3 protein-coding genes are annotated in these 2,108 nt (G+C 64.8%); 1 reads left to right on the top strand and 2 read right to left on the bottom strand.

Annotated elements, in window-relative coordinates:
- The coding region (locus V8U06_RS29035; protein ID WP_427143624.1) for a HAMP domain-containing protein at nucleotides 1-769 on the bottom strand (769 nt) is incomplete at its 3' end.
- A 158-nt stretch (nucleotides 770-927) separates the two neighbouring features.
- On the opposite strand from V8U06_RS29035, the gene V8U06_RS29040 reads away from it, so the two are divergent.
- Nucleotides 928-1,827 carry a homocysteine S-methyltransferase family protein gene (locus V8U06_RS29040; protein WP_427143625.1) on the top strand — a complete coding sequence of 300 codons (900 nt, stop codon included), beginning with the start codon at nucleotides 928-930 and terminating at the stop codon, nucleotides 1,825-1,827.
- A gap of 15 nt (nucleotides 1,828-1,842) precedes the next feature.
- Here the strand turns inward: V8U06_RS29040 and V8U06_RS29045 are convergent.
- A partial coding sequence (locus tag V8U06_RS29045; RefSeq protein ID WP_427143626.1) for a hypothetical protein occupies nucleotides 1,843-2,108 on the bottom strand: 266 nt, incomplete at its 5' end.

Here is a 2,108-nt window from a genome sequence, read left to right on the forward strand (position 1 = left end):
AGACCTGGACGGCGCGGGCCATGCCGCCGACTTCGTCGCGGCGTTCGGTTTCGGCGACGGTGACGTCGAGATTGCCGTTGGCGAGCGTGGTCATGGTGCCGGCCAGCGTGTTGAGCGGACGGGCGATCCAGGCGCGGACCGCGAAGAAGCCGGCGATGAGGATGACGACGAGGCCGATGGCGGCGCCGACGACCGTCATGACGATGGTGGAACCGGAGATTTCATCGAGCTCGGCCGTGCGGGCTGCGGCCATGTCCATCATGACGGTGATCTCGTTCGTCACCTTCTCGATGGAGGCGTTCAGGGCCGGCTGGCAGCTCTTCGGGAATTCACCCTGCATGCGGTCGATATCCGCATCGCTGGTGGTGGCCGCGGCGGCGGCGATCAGCGGGCCGCAAACGGTGTCGAGCGAATTCAGGCTGTCGGCCTTGAGCCCGGCAAAGGCGGCATGCCCGGGAAGAGCGGCCATCGACAGATCCAGCTGCTGGATGACGAAGCCCTTGCTCATCTCGATATCGGCGAGCGCGACCTTCTTGGCTTCCGGTGTGCGGGCAAGCAGCAGATCGGCAATGCCGGCGCGGGCCGAGACAAGGCTGCGGCTGGTGCGCGCGAGCGTCAGCGTGGCCGTGGATTCCTGCTGCAGCATCGCCATATAGTTGGTGTTGACGAAGGAAAGTCTCGAACTGCTGTATGCGATGACACCGGCCACGAAGAGGCCGAAGGCCAGAAGGATGACGAGGAACTTGCTGATGATCGGGATGTTGCGCATGGATAGCCGCCTATCGGGGTGGAACTGCCTTTCGTATACAGACGGCTGGTTATGGATCGATTAAATTTTACGAATAGTTGTATGCAATTTTAATCGTAGGTAGATTCTTTTTCTGCATGCAGAATGTAGCATATCGACCGGAGCGGGAGACAGGACCGATGACATCCATGACGATCCTCGACGGCGGCATGAGCCGCGAACTGGTGCGCCTCGGGGCCGAACTCCGCCAGCCGGAGTGGTCGGCGCTGGCCCTGATGGAAAGCCCTGATATCGTCCGGCGCGTGCATGACGAATTCATCGCCGCAGGGACGGATGTCGTGACGACGAACAGCTATGCGCTGGTGCCGTTCCATATCGGCGAAGCGCGGTTCCGCGCCGACGGGCAGCGGCTGATCGCGCTTGCAGGACGGCTGGCGCGCGAGGCTGCGGATGCGGCAGAGGGGCGTTCCATTCGCGTTGCCGGTTCGCTGCCGCCGATCTTCGGCTCCTACGAGCCGCACCTGTTCCAGCCGGATCGCGTGCAGGACTATCTCGGCGTGCTGGTCGAGGCGCTCACGCCCTTTGTCGATGTCTTCCTCGGCGAAACGCTGAGCCTCGTTGCGGAGGCAGAAGCAGTGGAAAAGGCCGTGGCGGCCAGCGGAAAACCCTTCTGGATTTCCTTCACGCTGGAGGACGAACCGGGCGCGGAAAACCGGCTCCCGGCGCTGCGGTCCGGCGAAAGCGTCGCGGACGCGGCGCGGTGGATCGTCGGCTCCACGGCCTCCGCCCTGCTGTTCAATTGCAGCCGTCCCGAGGTCATGCGGCAGGCCGTGGACGTGGCGGCCCCGATCCTCAGGGCCGCGGGGCGCCCCATCGAAATCGGTGTCTACGCCAATGCCTTCACATCGGACGAGGAGGGCGCGGCAAACGAAGCGTTGCACGCCATCCGCGACGACCTCTCGGCCGACCGCTATGCGGGCTTTGCCTGCGACTGGGCGGAAAGCGGCGCGAGCATGATCGGCGGCTGCTGCGGGGTCGGCGCATCGCACATCCACAACCTGCGCCGCCGGCTTGCATAAGCCGGGGACTGCCTCTCAGCCACTTTCAGCGATAGCGAACTGAGCGGATCCATCGCTGGCACAGGCGATGACGACGGGAGCATAGGGCTCCAGCCATTCGCTGTGGATATGGGTGTTTCCAGCGATGTCGAGGCTGGCGGTCGCGATCCCGCCGTCCTGCTGGAATGCGACCGGCTCGCCATTCACCGTCAGCCAGACGAGCGCAGCAGGGCAGCGGGCCTCGACGGTCAGGCGCTGGCAGCCGGGCGCAGTGGACGTGTCAATGTCGGCGAGCGTGGCCT

The sequence above is a fragment of the Shinella sp. G-2 genome (genome assembly GCF_050172695.1).
Taxonomy (GTDB): Bacteria; Pseudomonadota; Alphaproteobacteria; order Rhizobiales; family Rhizobiaceae; genus Shinella.